The organism is Shewanella sp. SM23, from assembly GCF_025654295.1.
GTDB classification, from domain to species: Bacteria; Pseudomonadota; Gammaproteobacteria; order Enterobacterales; family Shewanellaceae; genus Shewanella; species Shewanella oncorhynchi.
Genome location: NZ_JAKKRM010000009.1, coordinates 86,700 through 106,099, shown reverse-complemented (window position 1 = coordinate 106,099; position 19,400 = coordinate 86,700). Strand labels below are relative to the sequence as shown.

Genomic DNA, 19,400 nt, shown 5'->3' with positions numbered 1-19,400 from the left:
TTCGCCACTTCATTTTAGCTTATCAATACGGTTACTAAACGTCCTTCTGCTCGCGGTAACGCTTCAATAAAATTTTCACACGCTCAACATAGGCTTGGGTTTCAGGATAGGGCGGAATACCATTGTACTGAACCACGGTCGTCGGCCCCGCATTGTAAGCCGCACAGGCCAATGCGACATCACCATTGAACTGTTTTAGCATTTGTGCCAAATACTTGCTGCCACCTAAGATATTCTCTTCGGGTAAAAATGCATTCGCTACACCCATTTCTTTTGCTGTTTCTGGCATCAATTGCATTAATCCCATGGCGCCAGTTCGCGAAAGTGCACGCGCATTAAAGGCTGATTCCGCGTGGATCACAGCGCGGATTAAGGCGGGATCAAGTTGATGCTTATGGGCTGCATGGGAGATCAAGGCATCATAATTAGCGGTAAATAGCCGAATACCATTCCAGTCTATGGTCGAATCGGGACGACAGGCAAAACAGTCATATAACAAAATTTGATACTGGTTATTTGCGGGGGCTTTGTCGGTAAATACGGTGACACCATTAGCTTGTTGGTATTGATAAATTTTGAGTTTTTCTAGACCTTCACTACTCACTATGCCGCTCTGTGAGTACCGCGCCACAATACGCGGCTTAGCTTTTTCGCGCGCCTCCTCAGCATTTGCATTTATCATCAAACTCGATATCAATAATAAGCACAGGCCTAACACCTCAAATCTGCAGGGCAATGAAAAGGCTGCAAAAGTCAGTGTACGAGCAAGCGCTAAGCGAGTAAGCAACATCAAAGTCCCGTGTACTGATTAAGTTTAAGTACTTCAATAATAGCAAAGAGTTGCTTCATTTCTCGGTTTATCTGACTAAATTCTACTGAAAAGGTTGCGCCATGAAAAATGGACTGCATTTGAAAATGCGTTCTGCGATTCGGCAGGAACAAAGTTAGTTTATTGCGGAAAAATGCACATTGAATATTGCCATCGAAATGTTTGGCAAGCTCCTGTAAGCGCTCCATAAATGCCGTATTGAGCAAATAACGTGACTCGATTTGATCCGTTGAAAACACGTCGAACTCTTTTTCAAATTGCGGATCTTCAAGTTTGACTCGTACCAGTCCCGCATGGCTGTCGGACAGGAAATTTGCTACACCACCGCGATCCCTCAGCACCACAGTATGACCCATAAACGCTTTATGGCTACTCAGCTCAACCACTAAGCCACGAAACTGGGTTTCCGTGCGGGTCACACTTCTGCGGCTATTCGTACCGACATCCAGCTCTTCGACTTGCACATTCTTGGTCAAGGTAAGCTCATTGACCGTCAACTCAACGCCCTTATAGCAGCCTTGTATATAGTCACCGAAGCTGACTTTGTCGTATCGCGGTAATACTTTAGCCGCAACGAGTCGATTCATGTCGAGGCGCATTTCGCGGCTATAAATAAAATCATCGCCGAAATATTTAAACATCAGCGGATAAATATCATTTTGAACCAAATGCTTAAACTCACGAGTCGGAGCAAAGCTCCACCAGCTTAATCCGACTAAGGCAAGCAATGGCAAAGGCGGGAAATAAGCGCCGCCGCTGTAGTAGCCAATAACGGTGAGCAAGCTCAGCCCAAGCACTATCATCAAACTCAAATACAAACGTTTACGCGCCGCCTTAAGGCAAGCCACACGCTTAGTTTCATATTTGCGACTGATGGGCGCGATATGTTCTTCGTAATACGCTTCGAGTTGAGGTAGTTCGTCAAAATCCGCAGACAAACCAACAGGCCCCGATAAGTCCGAATCGGGCTACCTAAAATAAAAGTGATGATATTCATATTGATGTCATAGTATTGCAGGGTGATAACTCACCCTGCACAGCTAAGCTTACAAGTATTCGGCCGCATCTACGGGCGCTTTTGCCGCTTCACTTACCTCATAGAATGGCATCACTTTAATACTCGCCATAGAAGCGATAATCGAGCCGGGGAAGATTTCTACCGCAGTATTAAGCTCGGAAACTGCCGAGTTGTAAAAACGCCTCGCAGCTGAGATATGCGCTTCGACCTCGTTATAGGTCTGCATCGCCTGCAACATAGTGTTGTCAGATTTGAGCTCGGGATAGTTCTCCACATTCACCATCAAGGTGCTCATTTTGTCGTTCAACCGCTCGGCCTGAACTAAATGCTCTTTAACGGCACTCGGATCGGCCTTGTTGTAATTATTGCTGAGCTGAGTGCGTAATTCGGTGATTTCAGTGAGCAATGACTTTTCATGCTCCATAAATCGTTTAGCAATTTTTAGAATATTAGGCACAAGGTCGGCACGCTTGGTCAGCTGTACATCAATACCCGACAAGGCTTCGAGCGCGGTATTGCGCTTTTTGACTAGGCTGACGTACCAAAGATAGGTCACGATAAAAATCAGCGTTAATCCCAATAACAATTTTTCCATCTTCCATCCTTAGGTTTCTTATTCTTGTTAATAGGATACAGCTAACCATAAATGAGTGAAAATTTCACCTGCGGGCTGATTAAGACAATGAAATTACTCGCTGGTCAGAGCTGGCGATGTCATCTAACGAGCAATCATCAACGAAACTGGCCATATTCAGCGATGAAAAGTGATCATCTGCATAAAAAACAGTATTTAACCTATAAATTTATCGATATTCAGCTCCGATACAGCAAACAAGGTCTATAGTGATATGGCACAACATTAGAGCATCCAATTTTGCTCGTGAATACTGGACTCCTCGAGAGTCCATTTTTTTATCCTAATTTTAGCCCTCCTCACCTCAACACAGACAATAGCAACATTTAAGTTTCAATTAAAACTTAACAATCATACTTTGCCGCTAATTTTTTAACTTTTACCTTAGCTTTCACTCCGAGTCTTGCACCTAGAGTTATCCCCTCAGCCACGTCATCCACAATCGGCCGTCGGCAATGTCTCGAGTCTGTTATAGGGTCAAAATATTGCGCTGCGTAAAGGTCGACATAAAGGAAGGACGATGAGTTTTAATTCCGGCGATATTCCCCCACAAAAAGCTTCTGAACCCAATCCACAACAGGGCGATATCAGCTCTAGTGGTTGGTTTGTACGTTTTCTCAATATTGTTGAACGCTTAGGCAATCTGCTGCCCCATCCAATCACCTTATTCGCACTGTTCTGCGTTGCCGTGGTCATTATTTCAGGTATTGCGGGCTACTTTGGGTTAACCGTGGTCGATCCTAGACCTATTGGCTCACACGGCCACAGTGCCGACGGTTTAATCCATGTGGTGAGCCTGATGAACGCCGAAGGTTTGCGGATGATAGTCTCGCATCTAGTGACCAACTTTACCGGCTTTACGCCGCTCGGCACTGTACTCGTGGCGCTACTCGGCGTCGGGATTGCCGAACGCTCTGGCTTATTATCTGCGGCTATGCGCGCCTTAGTCATGGGTGCCTCTAAACGATTAGTCACTGTGACCATAGTATTTGCCGGCATTATGTCCAACACCGCTGCCGAGCTTGGCTATGTGGTACTTATCCCTATGGCGGCGATGATTTTCCACTCCCTTGGCCGCCATCCACTTGCAGGTTTAGCTGCCGCTTTTGCCGGGGTTTCAGGAGGTTATAGCGCTAACTTGTTGCTTGGTACTGTCGATCCCTTGCTATCGGGCATTACCGAAGCTGCGGCGCGCATGATAGATCCTCAATACAACGTCGGCCCAGAAGTAAACTGGTACTTCATGTTTGTCTCCACCTTTGTGATCACTTTCCTTGGCGCCTTTGTCACCGAAAAAATCGTCGAACCTAAGTTAGGTCAATACCAAGATGATGATGCAGACGAAACCGTACTGCAATCGATGGAGAGCATCAGTACTATTGAGAAACGCGGCTTAAAATGGGCTGGGTTATCTATGTTAGTGCTCGCGGTTATTTTAGCGATTTCAGTCGTACCAGAAGGCGCACCGCTGCGCCATCCTGAAACCGGTCTCATCTCAGGTTCGCCATTCCTCAAGGGCATAGTCGCCTTTATCTTTATCTGTTTTGCCATACCTGGCTTTATTTACGGCAAAGTCGTGGGCAGCATCAAAAATGATAAAGATGTCATCAATGCCATGTCCCACAGCATGAGCACTATGGGCATGTATATCGTCCTCGTCTTTTTCGCCGCGCAGTTTGTCGCCTTCTTCAACTGGAGTAATTTAGGTGCAGTATTGGCGGTGTTAGGTGCAGATGCTCTGCAATCCATTGGCTTGACGGGCCCGATCGTATTTTTGTTCTTTATTATGCTCTGCGGCATTATCAACTTGATGCTTGGCAGTGCCTCGGCCCAGTGGGCCATTACCGCTCCTATTTTTGTGCCTATGCTGATGCTGGTTGGTTATGCGCCCGAAACGATTCAAGCGGCGTACCGTATTGGGGATTCGGTGACTAACTTAATCACACCTATGATGAGCTACTTTGGTTTAATCTTAGCGGTTGCCTGTCGTTACCAGAAAAACCTAGGGATAGGTACGCTGATCGCCACTATGCTGCCGTACTCGCTCGTGTTTTTCGTGGGTTGGACAGCGTTCTTCTTCCTGTGGGTATTTGGCTTTGGTCTGCCCGTTGGGCCGGGAGCCGCGACTTACTACACGCCTTAATCGCAATAAAAAAGGCGTCGATGGTGAAGTCGACGCCCTTTCTTTATTCGATAGCTTTAGTCGTATAGCCATTCCATTAACAGACTGCAGATCATCAAAAAAATACCTAGATTAAACACATAGGTCTGTAGGGTAGATTTTAATGTCGAGTCCTCAGCTTGCGATACTATCTGGCTCACTGACATAAAAAATAATTGAGGGGCTAACCCCATTCCTACAAATAACACTGCAGCACCGACACAGCGAGTTAACTCTGGTAGTACAAGCTCCTGCAAGTAAAATGCATAAATGCCATAGGCCAAAAATGCCAGCGCTATGCCATGGCATACCATTCCCACGATAAGTTGCTTAGTGGCAAGATTACCCCACGAAAACGCCATGTCACTCCTACACTCAGCTTAACCAGAACTATTGATACTATTGGGCGCGAAGTTTATCTCGCTTACGATTAATCTGCACCCACACAAACCAACCAAATAAAATACCGCCAATGGGATAAATATAGAGCGCTCTTTGCAGTTCCGCCCAGAATGGATCGCCCGAGATAAAATAATGTATTAAGGCGACCACGAGGGACGTCAGCATACCCCAGAACAATACGCCAAAGACCAAAATGACGTACATCTTACCCTTAGCAATGAGTGCATCTAGTTTTTGCAATTCCAACGCAGCATCATCCATGTTTCGTCCTCTTAACTGCCTCAGCGCAATATGCCAGAACTCGCGGACAGTGCCTATCCATCTTTATAACTAACAGCATTAAAATAACAAAAAGCCCTGCAATTGCAGGGCTTTAGTTTAGAAGTTTAGAAACGATCGAGCTTATTCAGCTGAGTTTGGCTTCTGTTCTTTACCTTTCTTCTCGCGCTTACTGAAGAGACGCTCCACTATCACGAAGAATAATGGTACGAAGAAGATCCCTAGGAAAGTCGAGCTCATCATACCGCCGAGTACACCTGTACCAATGGCGTTTTGACTACCAGAGCCTACACCGGTACTGATAGCTAACGGCACAACACCCAGACCAAAGGCTAGAGACGTCATTAAGATGGGGCGAAGACGCACACGCACCGCATGTAAGGTCGCCTCAACTAAGCCTGAACCTTTCTCATAGAACTCTTTAGCGAATTCCACAATCAAGATGGCGTTCTTAGTCGCTAACCCTACTGTGGTTAACAGCCCCACTTGGAAGAACACGTCGTTTGGCAAGCCGCGACCATTCATTGCAATCAAGGCACCGATGATCCCAAGCGGAACCACGAGCACAACTGCAAAGGGTACCGACCAGCTTTCATAGAGTGCTGCCAATACTAAGAAGACCACTAAGATTGACAGAGCATACAGCGCTGGTGCTTGGTTACCCGATAGACGTTCTTCATACGATAGACCGTTCCACGCGACACCAAAACCAGGAGGAAGCTGCTTGGCTAAGTCTTCCATAATTGTCATAGCTGCACCGGTACTGAAACCAGGAGCCGTGGCACCCTGAATGTTCATCGATGGTAAGCCGTTAAAGCGTTCTAAACGTGGAGAACCGTATTCCCATGCACCTGTGGCAAACGCAGAGAATGGCACCATGTCACCCTTGTTATTGCGCACGTACCAAGAATCTAAATCTCCCGGTTGCATACGATACTGGGCATCACCTTGCACATATACTTTCTTCACGCGGCCACGGTCAATAAAGTCATTCACATAAGAACCACCCCAAGCCGTTGCAAGCACATTGTTCACATTAGTGATTTCAATGCCTAACGCGCTCAACTTAGCGTGATCTACATGTAATTGATAAATTGGCGCATCTTCTTGACCGTTTGGACGCACACCCACCAGATTTGGATTCTGTGCCGCCATACCAAGCAGTTGATTACGTGCCGCCACTAACTTCTCGTGGCCTTGGCCGTTCTTATCCTGCAGGTACATGTCGAAACCGTTCGCTGTTCCCAACTCGATTACCGCAGGCGGTACGAAGGCGAATACTAAGGCATCTTTCATCTGACCGAACACACCCATAGCGCGACCAGCAATAGACTTCACATCCATACCAGGTGCTTCACGCTCAGACCAATCCTTCAAACCAACGAAGGCGATACCCATGTTTTGCCCTTGACCCGCAAAACTGAAGCCCGCCACGCTAAACACCGATCTCACGCCCTCCTCAGCCATAAAGTGATCAGACACTTTCTCCAATACTTTTAAGGTGCTTTCTTGAGTTGAGTTAGTCGGCAAAATGGCTTGCGTGAACAAAATACCTTGGTCTTCATCTGGTAAGAACGCCGTAGGCATACGGATAAAGATCCAACCCACTGCAATAACCAGCACAACGTAAATCGCCATCACTCTAAAGCCGCGCTTGATGATCCCAGCAACGCTCGACTCATAACGATTAGTCAGTTTATCGAAACTACGGTTAAACCAACCAAAGAAGCCAGTTTCGATATGAGCATGGCCCTTCTTAATCGGTTTGAGCATAGTCGCACAAAGTGCAGGTGTTAAAATCAAAGCAACTAGAACAGACAACGCCATCGCAGATACGATAGTGATAGAGAACTGACGATAAATAACCCCCGTTGAACCTGACATAAATGCCATAGGGACAAACACTGCGGAGAGGGTCAGACCGATACCGACTAAAGCACCGGTAATTTGATCCATCGACTTACGCGTCGCTTCCAGTGGACTTAAGCCCTCCTCGGCCATTACCCGCTCAACGTTTTCCACCACCACAATCGCATCGTCCACCAACAAACCAATGGCGAGCACCATAGCAAACATGGTTAAAGTGTTAATCGAGAAACCCGCTAACGACAGAATCGCAAAGGTTCCCAGCAATACCACAGGTACCGCAATAGTCGGGATCAAAGTTGCGCGGAAATTTTGCAAGAAGAGGTACATGATGATGAACACTAGTACAATAGCTTCAAGCAAGGTATGCACTACACCTTCTATCGATTTTTCAACGAAAGGCGTTGTATCGTAAGGATAAACAACTTCTAGCCCTTGCGGGAAGAAAGGTTTCATCTCAGCAATTTTTTCACGAACAGCTTCAGCAGTATCAAGCGCGTTAGCACCCGTTGCCAGCTTAATCGCTAACCCTGTCGCAGGTTGACCGTTATACAGTGACACCACAGCATAACTTTCAGAACCTAATTCAACTCGTGCCACATCACTTAGGAAGACGTTTGCGCCTGAAATATCCGATTTAAGGATAATTTTGCGGAACTCTTCTGCCGTTTGTAAGCGGCTTTGAGCCGATACAGTTGCGTTCAACTCTTGGCCAGCCACAGAGGGCGCGCCACCTAACTGTCCAGCTGAAACTTGAGCGTTTTGAGAACGAATCGCAGCGATAACGTCTAAACTGGTCAAGTTGTATTGAGTCAATTTCAACGGATCTAGCCATATACGCATCGCATATTGGGCACCAAACAGCTGAATTTCACCTACGCCCGGTACGCGACTCATAGGATCTTGAATGTTCGCACCAACATAGTCGGCGATATCGCCTTTATCTAACGAACCATCGGTCGATACGAAGCCTAATACCATTAAGAAGCCTGAACTCGACTTGTTAACGTTAACCCCTTGCGCCTGCACCTCTTGCGGTAACAGGGTCATAGCGCCCTGTAACTTGTTCTGCACTTGAACCTGTGCAATATCCGGATCGGCTTCAGCGTTAAAGGTTAAAGTGATCTCAGCATTACCAAAACTGTCACTGGCTGAGGCGATATAACGGAGGTGATCGATACCCGTCATACGTTGCTCAATCACCTGAGTCACAGAATCTTCAACAATCTTAGCGGAAGCGCCAGGATAGTTAGCACTGATCACCACGGTTGGTGGTGCAATGTTAGGATATTGGGACACTGGCAGCGAGCGGATCGAGAGGATCCCCGCCAGCATAATAATCAAGGAGATCACCCACGCAAAGATGGGGCGATCAATAAAAAAACGTGCCATAGCTATGCCCTATTGTGCTTGCGTTTCAGAAATAACTTTGGTGGTTACTGGAGCGCCGGGACGAACTTTCTGTAATCCTTCCACAATCAACTTGTCGCCCACAGTTAAACCAGAAGTGACTCGCCATTGGTTGTTAATCACTTCTGCGGTCGTCACTGTTTTCGCTTCGACTAAACCTTGGTCATTCACCACCATAGCCACAGCTTCACCCTTAGAGTTACGCGTAATCGCTTTTTGTGGAACCAAGATAGCCTGTGGATCAGTGCCCGCATTTAACATAGCGCGAACATACATGCCAGGTAACAAGATACCTTCAGGGTTAGGGAATTCTGCGCGCAGAATAACGGAGCCAGTGTTTGGATCCACGCTCACTTCAGCGAACTGCAACTTACCCGGATGACTATATTGAGTACCATCTTCAAGCAATAATTTCACGTCTGCATTTTCTGAAGCTTGTAGCTTACCTTGCTGCAACTTAGCTTTAAGACGTAACAACTGAGCACTCGATTGCGCGATATCCACATTGATAGGATCAAGTTGTTGAATCGTCGCCAGCGTTTGGCTTTGGTTGGCAGTCACTAACGCCCCCGCAGTCACACTCGATTTACCGATACGACCAGAGATAGGCGCTAATACTTCAGTATATTGCAGGTTGATTTTAGCGGTGTTAATCGCAGCTTCAGCCACGGTAACATTTGCCAATGCTTCTTTATAAGCCGCTTCAGCTTCATCGAACTCTTGCTTACTGATGGCGTTGGTTTTTACCAATTGCTGATAACGTGCCGCCTTAGCTTTTGCTGAGGCTAAGCCCGCATTCGCTCTGGCTAAATCAGCATTGGCACTCACTAAAGCAGCTTTATAAGTTGAAGAGTCAATCTGATACAAGGATTCACCCTGTTTCACATTGCCACCTTCAACAAAACTACGCTTAGTGATAATACCGTTAACCTGTGGACGAACTTCAGCCTCGAGGAAAGCTTTACTGCGTCCTGGTAATTCCACCTGAATCACTTGTGGCTGGGCAACAACATTAAGGATTCCCACTTCCATACTACGTGGACCAGCACCCGCCTGAGCGCTCTCTTCTTGAGGGCTGCAAGCTGCCATCCATAACGCCACGCTTATAACTGAGGCAAGTTTAATTGTCTGCCGCATGAGAACTCCTTCAAATATTAACTGCCCACATACCAGTACACTTATTGCGCTGACACGAGCCGTAATTGTAACTAAAATCAAATCCGTTATTTATCTCATAGCCTATATGAATCAACAAGGAAGATAACGAAACTAAATTGTAAACTAATGAAAATTTTCACTCATTCAGCATTACTATATTCATCGAATTGTTATTCGATTTAAAAAATCGGTTAACTTTGAGTGGCATTGTTAGGGGGATATGCCGTAAAACACCCAATAAGCCTACTCCATATTGAATATGTTGCAAATCTGTTCATATTCTAGACTTGCGGCAGGCCAAGGCCCACAGCTCAATGACGTTAGCTTAACCGTCACTTGTTGCAATAATTTGTACATAGAGACGAAAACGCAGCGCGCTTGTTTTTACTCAGGCCACTCTCAGCATCAAGTCGTTAAAAACGACCCTATCAAGACTGACAATACCGAAAGAGAGTAAGCAAAGAGCTGGCTTCAGACTGCTTGTGCGTAAAAACATGAATACATCCGATAGCGGATTGCTGTGCAGTTTATTACATCTACTATTTGTGCACGGCTAAAAGGCAGCGCCAGCGTTATGAGTCAACGCCACACAATTAAACCGTCACAAATAATAGCTAGCGGGCTATTTTAGTGGTTACCCCAAAACGGAGCAAACCCGAAATTCAGATTAATACCCCATTAAATGAAACTCAGACTCCCACAAATAATGCTTCTGTAATGAAAAATATTGCTAGCAAAGCAATATTTGTCTATTAAAACTAATTTGTTCATCTTCAATCACAACTTAACAGGACTAAATTCGATTATCGCCCACGCTGCAAGCCAAAATACGGCTGATATCAGCCAAACAACGACCCGACTCCTGTTGCCACTGATTAAATACGGCTTGCACTTGTTTAAGCGCCGTTTGTGATGAAAAACCCGTATCGACTAACTTATGTGCTTTAAAATAGCCTTGTACATCATCGGTTAACAAAAAAGTATCTTTGCCAATACCGCGCAGAAAATAGGGACCCGTATTGCCGCCCAATCGAGTACCTCGTTTCTTCAACAACGCCCACAAACCAATAATATCCTGCGTCGGCCAAGCGGCGATCAGCTGCGCCAAGCTGCCATGTTCGCGAGCAACATCGTGGATCATCAGAGCATTATCATAAATGGCTTGAGTCTTTTTAAGATGGCGAATCAAGGTCGCATCACTTGCCCGCGCTTGAATTTGCTCAGGCGATAACATTAATACTTTATGCGGTTCGAACCCAAAGAAAGACTTCTCATACTCGGGCCATTTGTTCACAACCACCCGCCATACAAAACCACTTTGAAACACCTGACGGCTCATCGCCGACAATAATTCAGCATCCCGATATTGGCGAATTTCATCATCAGACAGGCAACCAGACAATAAGGCTTCGAGTCCAGCAGGTCCGCCTTTGCGCTCACTGGCTCTGGCATAAATAGATGAAAAACGCTCTAACTGGCTCATATTATTACCTTTAAAATGATTAAATCCCGACACTTTCTATATGGGCTCATAATACCGATTTTTATCCCTGATGGATCACTTGGCTTTGCCAAGAAAAATTGTGTTTGTTCCAGCATTTTTTAAAAAAACTCTTACAGCAGGCGCTTCAATTACGACTAAAGTTAAAACGTAAAGTCCGCAAAAGACTGGGTTTGGAGTGAGTGCCTATGGAGCTTTTTTATCACCCGTTATCACGCTATTCACAGAAAGTGCTCATCGCACTTTATGAAAAGCAGGCCAACTTCTATCCCAGAATCATAGATCTACGCGACCCTTTGTCCCGCAAGGAATTTCACCAACGTTATCCGCAAGCGCGAATCCCCCTGCTTAAAGCCCAAAATGAACAGCTGATACCCGAATCCAGCATTATTATCGAGTACTTAGATAGGCATTTTGAAAACAGTACCCAGCTGCTGCCACAAGAACCACAACGCAACTTACAGGTACGTTTGTTCGATCGCATCATAGACAATGATATTAACAACCCATTATTTCAATTAGAAAAGTTAAAGCATATAGAAGACAGTAATGAATTCGAAATCAAACAATTAGAGAAGCAACTACTGGCACAGTTTCAACGCTTAGACGCGCAACTCACACAACATCATTGGGTCTGTGGCGACAGTTTTACCTTAGCCGACTGTGCACTCATCCCTTGCTTAAGCTATAGCTTCCAACATCTAAACCTGTTGGATTTAGATGAAATCGTGCGCTATTGGCAACAGGCACAACTGCGTGGCGCTTGGATGTTAGTACAAGAAGAGGTGTTACTGGCTGAGATGGAGGAAACGGCAGGAATAAGAGGCATACCTTAGCGAGTAAGTCATGCCTCAACACAATCACATATTGCGTTCTTTCTTCAACTGCAAAAACGCTTTCCACTTCACGACTTCGGGCGGCAACTCAGGTGCAGGATCGGTATAACCAGCCTCTTTCACTAACACATCTAGCGGCACTTGCTTACCTTTGCACACAAACACACCGCGTACATGGACGATACAATGTAGGCCACGTTCGCTCACAAAACGTTGTTCAATATAGAAATATTTTTCATCCCAACCGACGACTTTGGTTTCAATCTCAAAGGTTTTCAGCGGCTTAATATCGCGAATATAGGTAAATTCGGCGGCATTGACTATCGGCATCCACTTCAACTTTAAGAAACGTTTCAGCAGACCCATCTCAGCCAACATATAGGTCCGCGCCAGATCCATAAACGCGGGATAGCGGGAGTTAGTCAGATGGAAATTAATGTCGCAATCGCTCGGTAAAGCACGATAAGTGATACGGCTTGTCCCTAGAAAATCGATCTTACGACAATGGCGCGTGCGCCAGAATAACAACCAAAACAAACGAAAATACAGATTCATAACGCGCCACCCTTGAAATAAGAGCCACAGGCTAACAGAGGTCATACCACAGGGCAAGCGGGATATAGCTCACAAAAAAAGACGCCCTAAGGCGTCTTTTTATCGTTCGATTAAGCTAAATACCCTCAGATAATCATCCCATTAAAATGGGCTGATTTATCAAAACTCACAATTGCTTATGCAGCAATACCTGAATGTCTTAACAGGGCATCGATATTCGGCTCGCGTCCCATAAACTGTTTGAACAAGTCCATAGGTTCGGCTGAGCCACCCATTTCGAGGATATTGTGCAGGAAGCGACGACCCGTTTCAGGGTTAAAAATACCTTCCTCTTCGAAGCGGGAAAACGCATCCGCCGAGAGCACTTCAGCCCATTTATAACTGTAATAACCTGCGGCATAACCCCCCGCAAAAATATGGGCAAAACCATGTTGGAAACGGTTAAAATCTGGCGGTGTTAATACGGCTACCTGACGACGCACTTCGTCTAAGGTTTCTTGAATGCGCGCGCCTTTAGCTGGGTCGTATTCGTGGTGCATTCTAAAATCGAACAATGAGAACTCGAGTTGGCGCAGCATCATCATGCCAGACTGGAAGTTTTTCGCCGCCAGCATTTTATCTAATAAGGCTTTAGGTAATGGTTCGCCGGTTTCAAAGTGGCCAGAAATTTCGGCTAATGCTTCTTCCTGCCAACACCAGTTTTCCATAAATTGACTTGGTAACTCGACCGCATCCCAAGGCACACCATTGATACCCGACACGCCTGCAACATCGATTTTGGTCAGCATGTGGTGGATACCATGGCCAAATTCGTGGAACAGGGTTGTCACTTCATCATGGGTAAACAGCGCGGGTTTGCCATCGACCGGACCATTAAAGTTACAGGTCAAATAAGCCACTGGCTTTTGCAATCCATTGGCGGTTTGACGGCGCACACGGCAGTCATCCATCCAAGCACCACCACGTTTACCTGTGCGGGCATATAAATCGAGGTAGAAACTGCCTCTGTGTTCGTCAGTTTCGTCGAAAATATCGAAGAAACGCACGTCTTTATGCCAACGGTCAAAATCCTTTTGCTCAAGGATTTTAAGGCCGAACAAACGCGATACAGTGTAGAACAAACCCGAGAGCACTTTATCTTCGGGGAAATACGGACGCAGGATTTCCTGTGAAATCTCATACTTATGCTGCTGCAACTTCTCAGCATAGAAACTTAAGTCCCAAGAGGCCATTTCAGTCACGCCATATTCGGCCTCGGCAAACGCTCTCAGCTCAGCCAGTTCTGCCTTAGCTTGATCCTTTGAGCGCAGCGCTAATTCATTTAAAAATGCCATCACCTGCGCCGGCGTTTCAGCCATTTTCGTCGCTAGGGATTTGTCAGCAAAACTGTCAAAACCGAGTAACAATGCGAGTTCGTGGCGTAAAGCAAGAATTTCGTCCATCAGCGGGCTGTTATCAAACTCTCCGGCATTGGGACCTTGATCTGAAGCGCGAGTGACAAACGCACGGTAGCATTCTTCCCGAAGACTGCGGTTTTCGCTGTAGGTCATGACGGGTAGGTAAGATGGAAAATCTAAGGTAAATAACCAACCTTCTAGCTCACGCGACTGCGCCATCGCTTTAGCGGCGGCTTTGGCAGACTCAGGCAAACCAGCAAGCTCAGCTTCATCAGTGATCAACTTAGTCCAAGCTTGCGTCGCATCCAGTAATTGATTCGAAAAGCCACTGGTGAGTTCAGAAAGACGTTTTACAATCTCGCCATAACGCACTTTTTGCGCGTCATCTAAGCCAATACCTGATAATTCAAAGTCGCGCAGGCTGTGCTCTATCACCATCTGCTGCGCTTGGCTCAATTGTGCAAATTCATTGGATGCTCGCAGCGCTTTATAGGCTTGATACAAACCTTGGTGTTGGCCAACGTAAGTGCCGTATTCCGATAAAAGAGGTAAACAAGCATCATGGGCGGCACGCCACTCATCTGTGCTAGTCACTGAATTCATATGAGAAACGGGCGACCAAATTTGGCTTAGCTCATCGTCAACCTGTTCTAATGGCGCGACCAAGTTGTCCCACGTAAAAGGACCTTGGTTCTGCAGCACTTCATCAATCTTAGTGCGGCACTGAGCAATGGCATGCTCAACGGCGACTTGAATATGTTCCGGTTTAATCTGTGAAAAAAGCGGTAATTTTGCGCCGCTAAGCAAAGGGTTGCTCATATTGACTCCTCAACAATCTGTATCTGTTATAAATAAGGGCTAATGGCCTATTTATCAAGGCGAGAAAACCGATTGTCCCCTTCGAACGCCTTACTTAACCCTATTTCCCTTGAAAAAAAGTGAACTAGTTCGCATTTAGGATTTACGTTTTATTTACCTACACATTGTTGCAATCTCGATCGCAAATCGAATCAATTCGCATTAATGTTTGTATGTGGGAAAGGTATTATCTGCATAACTAACGTACCTCGACCAAAATCAGCAAAAATATGGCAACACACTCAGTGAAACTTATCGCCAGCGTCCTCTGCACATTAGGGATCAACTGCCTTAGTCACAACGCAGTTGCTAATGAGGGCCTAGAACAAGTCGATAGTATTTCAAACACCATATTACCCCGCCAGATAACAGAACCTTTGGCGGTGACGCTGGATTTAGGTTGGGACAGCAAATATGTCTCACAGGGTCGCAATAACTTGCAAAATGGGGGTATTTATTGGCTCAATGCTGCTGTTCAACACGGCAACTTAACCACTTATGCCTTAGTCGGACGCGGTGATAGCCAAGCCTATACAGAGTGGAATATCGGCCTTGAATATGGGTTCGACTTAGCCGAAAACCTAGAGGCCAATCTGGGATATCAGCGCATTGAAGGCTATAGCAATAGCCGCTGCCAAGATAACGAGCTATTTGCAGAACTCGCCTACAGCGCCACAGCTTGGTTGGTACCATCGGTGAATTATGTCTATTCCACAGAGGCGGCAGGCTACTTTATTGAAGTGAGTTTGCACAGTTATTGGAATATCACAGACCAATTCAGCCTCACGCCCTATATCACTCAAGGGTTTGATTTTAAATACCGCACAGAAGAACACGATGGCAGTAATAACCTGCAGTTTGGCCTCGAAGCGAATTATCAACTGACCCCAAGCATGAATATTAGCGGGCACATTAGCCACAGCATTGCCCAGAGTGATATTGAGCAAGAAGCCTCAGCCAACGGCGATATGAGTTCACAGGATCAAACCTATGCAGGCATCCACTTTGCAATAACGTTTTAACGTCGTTTTAGCTCTGTGTTTCTAGCGCTGTATTGCAACCTTCCTCTGTCAATTTATCCCGCGACATTTGGCAAAAACAAAGCTCACTAACTAAACTCAAAATGTCGACGGAGCGACTCACTATTCATATCGATTTTGCCGAGGAACAGGGAATGTTAACGCATCATTTCTATCTTATCCGAACCGCTATCATTACCTTGCCCCTGCTTTTTATCCCAGTGACAAGCTCGACTAATGCGCAACAGGTATCTGAGCCTGAACCGAGTCTAGAGTCCTTAGCGCAACCGACACAAACCGCGCCTTTGCCCCTAGGCACTTTGCTCGACAATGAGGGCAAGCCGATTAATGTGCCTAACCAAGTGCAAAGTGCATTCGAGTATTCACCCCCCACTGTCACACCCGCAGAGCCATCCAAAACCACTAAATCAACTAAAGCCACTCAATCGAACAAAGCCGCTAAGAGTAAAAAACTCAGTCGCAAACAACAGCTCGCCAGTCGTGAACATGTCGCCAATGATCCTAACTGCCGTTGGCTCGATAAACGTATGGATCAGCTAGAGTCCCTACTCGGCGACAAGCAAGATAACGCTGCTCAGCATCAAGCCGATGAACTCAGCGCCCGCCAAAAGGAGTGGCAATGTTTGAAATGTGGTGCAGAAGGCCCAGCTCAAAACGATCACTCTAAGTGCCAATATCGCCGCGAAACAGCCACACGATAACAACTGAATGCAACTTTAGGAGTATTTTTATTAAAAGCAATGCCTTATACGTTAGTGATGCAATAGGCTGGTCTGTTACCGCAAAGCCCCCTACAATGACCTTCTGCTGTAAAGCATCTCATCCTTGAAGTAAGACGGAGAAACTCATGGCTCAACATTTTGACTATATCTGCCTAGGCGCAGGCAGCGGCGGTATCGCCTCAGCAAACCGAGCGGCAATGCGTGGTGCTAAGGTTCTACTCATCGAAGCCAAACACGTGGGTGGCACCTGTGTAAACGTAGGTTGTGTACCCAAAAAAGTCATGTGGTATGGCGCCCATGTTGCCGAAGCGATGAACCTTTACGCCAAAGATTATGGTTTCGACGTCACTGTTAATAAATTCGATTGGAACACTTTGGTCGAAAACCGCGAAGCCTACATTGGTCGTATTCACGATGCCTATGGCCGTGGTTTTGCCAACAACAAAGTGACGCTGTTAAATGGCTACGGCCGTTTTGTGGATGGCAACACCATCGAAGTGGACGGCGAACATTACACTGCCGATCACATCCTTATCGCCACTGGCGGCGCGCCGACGATTCCGAACATTCCTGGCGCGCAATACGGTATCGACTCCGATGGTTTCTTCGCCCTACGCGAGCAACCTAAGCGCGTTGCCGTTGTTGGCGCGGGTTATATCGCTGTTGAAGTCGCTGGCGTGTTACACGCTCTGGGCAGTGAAACTCACTTATTAGTGCGTAAACATGCGCCGCTGCGTAACTTTGACCCTATATTAGTCGATGCTCTCGTCGATGCGATGGCAACCGAAGGCCCGACATTACACACCCATAGCGTACCAAAAGCCGTGGTTAAAAATGCCGATGACAGCCTGACATTAAACTTAGAAAACGGTGAAAGCATTACAGTCGATTGCTTGATTTGGGCAATTGGCCGCTCACCTGCAACAGGCAATATCGGCCTAGAAAATACCGAAGTGCAATTAGATAGCAAAGGCTATGTCATCACTGATGAGCAGCAAAATACAACTCACAAAGGGATTTACTGTGTCGGCGACATTATGGCGGGCGGCGTAGAGCTCACCCCTGTTGCGGTTAAAGCGGGCCGTTTGTTATCCGAGCGTTTATTTAACGGTATGACAGATGCCAAAATGGATTACAACCTGATCCCAACAGTTGTATTCAGCCATCCACCTATCGGCACTATGGGCTTGACCGAACCAGAAGCCCGTACTCAATACGGCGACGATAACGTCAAAGTGTATACCTCGACGTTTACCTCCATGTACACAGCCGTCACGGCCCATCGCCAAGCCTGTAAGATGAAGCTAGTCTGCGCTGGCAAGGACGAAAAAGTCGTCGGTATTCATGGTATTGGTTTTGGTATGGACGAAATCCTTCAAGGTTTCGGCGTCGCCATGAAAATGGGCGCAACTAAGGCCGATTTCGATGCGGTCGTTGCTATCCACCCAACGGGCGCGGAAGAGTTTGTTACTATGAGATAGAAGCGATTTTCGCTTTGATTTCATCATATTTAGGGCCAGCTTATGCTGGCCCTAATTGATCACAGATAGCATAAAACCATTAACTCTCACGCGACTTTCCTATAATCTCGACTGAGTACTTTGCATTTTAAACACCTAGCGCGGTTATCGCTGCGCCACTGTTATCGGGATGAATAGCGTAATGCTTAAAGAACTCGCGTTCGATGGTTTGTTATTTAGTCCATTAATTATCTTTATCCCCTTAGCTTTTCTGCTTTCCTGCATCACTCGCGGGGTACTCTATCAAACTGGGCTCTATCACAAGCTGTGGCGCGCAGCTTGGTTCGAAGTTGGGCTGTTTATCTGCTATCTGGCGTCGGTCATTTACTTGCTTGGGAGTTGATTGTTCATGGGAAAAATCTTTCGTATCAGCCTCACCCTTATTGTGGTCGCGATTGCAGGTATCGCCGGACATTGGATATGGTCGCACTACCTTTATTCTCCTTGGACCCGCGACGGCCGAGTTCGCGCCGAAATCATTACCATAGCGCCAGATGTATCCGGTTGGGTAAACCAACTGAATGTAAAAGACAATCAAGTCGTTAATAAAGGTGATGTATTGTTCACAGTGGACGATACCCGCTACAAAGCCACCATTGCCGAATTGAATGCCAAAGCGGAAAGCCAAAAATTGACATGGGAACTGGCAAAACATAAATACAAACGCCGTATCGGTTTGACCAACGCCAACTTAGTCAGCAAAGAAACCTTCGACGAAGCCTTTATCAATACCGAACTGGCAAGAACCAGTTATGAACTCGCACAGGCACAATTGAATACCGCCAAAATTGACTTAGCGCGGACGCAAATTCACGCTCCCGAAAATGGCACCCTGATCAATTTAAGCCTGCGTAATGGCAACTATGTCAGCAAAGGCAACTCAGTATTTTCGCTCGTTAAACAAGACTCTCTCTATATCACAGGGTATTTTGAAGAAACCAAAATCCCCTTGGTTCACATAGGTCAAAACGCCGATGTCAGCCTAATGAGTGGCGGCCATGTCTTGCACGGCAAAGTGGTCAGCATAGGTAAGGCGATTGCCAATACCAATGTCACCACTAATGGGCAGTTATTGCCGCAAATCGGCCAAACCTTTAATTGGGTGAGGTTGTCGCAGCGGATTCCGGTCGATATCCAGCTAGATAGCATTCCTAAGGACATAGAGCTGAGCGTCGGCATGACAGTTTCCATCCAGCTACAGACTGACAAATAGT

General features: G+C 46.3%; 16 protein-coding genes and 1 pseudogene. 7 read left to right on the top strand and 10 right to left on the bottom strand.

Going from position 1 to position 19,400, the window contains the following annotated elements:
- Positions 1–34 precede the first annotated feature (34 nt).
- From L5L98_RS12875 to L5L98_RS12865, 3 genes and pseudogenes are all read right to left on the bottom strand, one after another.
- On the bottom strand, positions 35–790 hold the full coding sequence (locus L5L98_RS12875; RefSeq protein ID WP_263141382.1) for a lytic transglycosylase domain-containing protein: 756 nt from the start codon (positions 788–790) through the stop codon (positions 35–37).
- Positions 790–1,826, bottom strand: a pseudogene (locus tag L5L98_RS12870) (DUF3137 domain-containing protein). The gene L5L98_RS12875 and the pseudogene L5L98_RS12870 overlap by 1 nt, the downstream one beginning before the upstream one ends.
- A gap of 49 nt (positions 1,827–1,875) precedes the next feature.
- Positions 1,876–2,442 carry a LemA family protein gene (locus L5L98_RS12865; RefSeq protein ID WP_173497831.1) on the bottom strand — a complete coding sequence of 189 codons (567 nt, stop codon included), beginning with the start codon at positions 2,440–2,442 and terminating at the stop codon, positions 1,876–1,878.
- A 559-nt stretch (positions 2,443–3,001) separates the two neighbouring features.
- Between L5L98_RS12865 and L5L98_RS12860 the strand changes: the two genes are divergently transcribed.
- Positions 3,002–4,624, top strand: a complete 1,623-nt coding sequence (locus L5L98_RS12860) for an AbgT family transporter (RefSeq protein WP_263141378.1) — start codon at positions 3,002–3,004, stop codon at positions 4,622–4,624.
- A 56-nt stretch (positions 4,625–4,680) separates the two neighbouring features.
- On the opposite strand, the gene L5L98_RS12855 is transcribed toward L5L98_RS12860, so the two are convergent.
- From L5L98_RS12855 to L5L98_RS12835, 5 genes are all read right to left on the bottom strand, one after another.
- A complete protein-coding gene (locus L5L98_RS12855; RefSeq protein ID WP_263141375.1) occupies positions 4,681–5,004 on the bottom strand; it encodes a hypothetical protein in 324 nt (107 codons plus the stop codon).
- 37 nt (positions 5,005–5,041) lie between these two features.
- Positions 5,042–5,305: a hypothetical protein gene (locus L5L98_RS12850; protein ID WP_263141372.1), complete on the bottom strand. Its 264-nt coding sequence runs from the start codon at positions 5,303–5,305 to the stop codon at positions 5,042–5,044.
- 141 nt (positions 5,306–5,446) lie between these two features.
- Positions 5,447–8,581 carry an efflux RND transporter permease subunit gene (locus L5L98_RS12845; protein ID WP_105250702.1) on the bottom strand — a complete coding sequence of 1,045 codons (3,135 nt, stop codon included), beginning with the start codon at positions 8,579–8,581 and terminating at the stop codon, positions 5,447–5,449.
- A gap of 9 nt (positions 8,582–8,590) precedes the next feature.
- Entirely contained in the window at positions 8,591–9,736 is a 1,146-nt protein-coding gene (locus L5L98_RS12840; RefSeq protein WP_105250703.1) for an efflux RND transporter periplasmic adaptor subunit, read from the bottom strand.
- 814 nt (positions 9,737–10,550) lie between these two features.
- Entirely contained in the window at positions 10,551–11,240 is a 690-nt protein-coding gene (locus L5L98_RS12835) for a DNA-3-methyladenine glycosylase I (RefSeq protein WP_105250704.1), read from the bottom strand.
- Between the two features lie 206 nt (positions 11,241–11,446).
- On the opposite strand from L5L98_RS12835, the gene L5L98_RS12830 reads away from it, so the two are divergent.
- A complete protein-coding gene (locus tag L5L98_RS12830; protein WP_168826194.1) occupies positions 11,447–12,094 on the top strand; it encodes a glutathione S-transferase family protein in 648 nt (215 codons plus the stop codon).
- A gap of 24 nt (positions 12,095–12,118) precedes the next feature.
- Here L5L98_RS12830 and L5L98_RS12825 read toward each other — a convergent pair whose 3' ends face one another.
- Together L5L98_RS12825 and prlC are read right to left on the bottom strand one after the other, a co-directional pair.
- On the bottom strand, positions 12,119–12,649 hold the full coding sequence (locus L5L98_RS12825) for a thioesterase family protein (RefSeq protein ID WP_011791203.1): 531 nt from the start codon (positions 12,647–12,649) through the stop codon (positions 12,119–12,121).
- A 176-nt stretch (positions 12,650–12,825) separates the two neighbouring features.
- The gene (gene prlC, locus L5L98_RS12820; RefSeq protein WP_105250706.1) at positions 12,826–14,865 is read right to left on the bottom strand and encodes an oligopeptidase A; all 2,040 of its coding nucleotides are present in this window, start codon (positions 14,863–14,865) and stop codon (positions 12,826–12,828) included.
- Positions 14,866–15,134: 269 nt separating this feature from the next.
- Between prlC and L5L98_RS12815 the strand changes: the two genes are divergently transcribed.
- The 5 genes from L5L98_RS12815 to L5L98_RS12795 all read left to right on the top strand — a co-directional run bounded on the left by L5L98_RS12815 (position 15,135) and on the right by L5L98_RS12795 (position 19,399).
- The gene (locus L5L98_RS12815; protein WP_263141366.1) at positions 15,135–15,926 is read left to right on the top strand and encodes a hypothetical protein; all 792 of its coding nucleotides are present in this window, start codon (positions 15,135–15,137) and stop codon (positions 15,924–15,926) included.
- A 152-nt stretch (positions 15,927–16,078) separates the two neighbouring features.
- Entirely contained in the window at positions 16,079–16,645 is a 567-nt protein-coding gene (locus L5L98_RS12810) for a hypothetical protein (RefSeq protein WP_198572471.1), read from the top strand.
- Between the two features lie 146 nt (positions 16,646–16,791).
- A complete protein-coding gene (gene gorA / locus L5L98_RS12805) occupies positions 16,792–18,147 on the top strand; it encodes a glutathione-disulfide reductase (protein WP_113940197.1) in 1,356 nt (451 codons plus the stop codon).
- 181 nt (positions 18,148–18,328) lie between these two features.
- Positions 18,329–18,529 carry a DUF1656 domain-containing protein gene (locus L5L98_RS12800; RefSeq protein WP_113940196.1) on the top strand — a complete coding sequence of 67 codons (201 nt, stop codon included), beginning with the start codon at positions 18,329–18,331 and terminating at the stop codon, positions 18,527–18,529.
- 6 nt (positions 18,530–18,535) lie between these two features.
- Positions 18,536–19,399: an HlyD family secretion protein gene (locus L5L98_RS12795; RefSeq protein WP_263141362.1), complete on the top strand. Its 864-nt coding sequence runs from the start codon at positions 18,536–18,538 to the stop codon at positions 19,397–19,399.
- Position 19,400 lies beyond the last annotated feature (1 nt).